The 1,187-nt window shown below is 66.6% G+C and carries 1 protein-coding gene; it reads right to left on the minus strand.

From position 1 onward, the window contains the following. The coding region (locus ACFOX0_RS34145; RefSeq protein ID WP_377553818.1) for a non-reducing end alpha-L-arabinofuranosidase family hydrolase at positions 1–1,187 on the minus strand (1,187 nt) is incomplete at both ends.

The raw sequence follows: 1,187 nt of genomic DNA on the forward strand, positions 1-1,187 counted from the left end.
GAACGGCCACTGACCCCACTGGTAGGCCAGCACCCAGATGTTCTTCGGCGCGAAGTAGAAGAGCGTGGGGGCGACGGTGCCGGAGTTCATCCCGTTCTGGCTGGCCGAGGCCATGTCCGACCAGTTGTTGAACAGGCCGAAGTTCATCGACCCGTACGACCCGGAGGTGTTGACGTTCGACGCGTAGACCAGGTGTTGGCCGTTGTAGACGACGTTGGTGAAGTCCTTGACCGAGACCCAGCCCGACTTCGGGTTGGCCAGCGACCCGGTCGAGGTCCACCGGTACGTCGACGGCAGCGAGCAGGTGCCGCCTGGCGGCGGCGTGGTCGGCGGCGCCGAGGTCGTCGGCGGCGTGGTCGGCCCACCGTTGCCGTTGAACTGCCACTGCTGGTTGGCCTGTCCGTGGCAGTCGTAGATCTGCACCTGCTGTCCGTTGCCGGTGCCCCAGACGTCCAGGCAGCGGCCCGACTGGACACCGCTGATGGTGTTGTTGGAGTTGATGTTCCACTGCTGGTTGGCCTGGCCGTTGCAGTCCCAGATGATCACGGCCGTGCCGTTGGCCGTGCCCGCGCCGTTGGCGTCCAGGCACTTGCCGCCCACCTGCAGTTGCTTGCTCGACGTGTACGTCCACTGCTGGTTGCTCTGGCCGTTGCAGTCGTACAGCTGCACCCGGGTGCCGTTGTTCTGGTTGGGCGTGTCGAGGCACCGGCCCGACTGGACACCGACGATCCGGCCGGTGCCGTCACCCGGCGGGGGTGTGGGGTTGCCGGTCGGCGACACGGTCGGTGATGTGGTGGGTCCGGGGCCGGCGGCGTTGAGGGCGTTGAGGACGGAGGTGTAGGCGGCTTTCTTGTTGCCGCTGCCGTCGAAGAGTAGGGGGCTTTCGTTGGAGCGCCAGGAGTCGCTGTCGCGGACGCCCCAGACGGTGATGCCGATGCAGCGGGGGACGTTCATGCAGGCTTGGGTGAGGCCGGCGTACTGGGTGGTGGAGGAGTTGGTGACGTCGGCTTCGGTGAGGGCGACGTCGACGCCGAGGGCGGCGAAGCTGGAGAGGGTGGTTTGGAAGTTTCCGGGTAGGGAGCTGCCGCCGGTGAAGTGGGTTTGCAGTCCGACGCAGTCGATGGGGACGCCGCGGGACTTGAAGTCCTGGATCATGCGGTAGACGCCCTGGGTTTTGGCGTAGGACC

Source organism: Micromonospora zhanjiangensis (genome assembly GCF_042650605.1).
In the GTDB taxonomy this organism is placed as follows: domain Bacteria; phylum Actinomycetota; class Actinomycetes; order Mycobacteriales; family Micromonosporaceae; genus Micromonospora_J; species Micromonospora_J zhanjiangensis.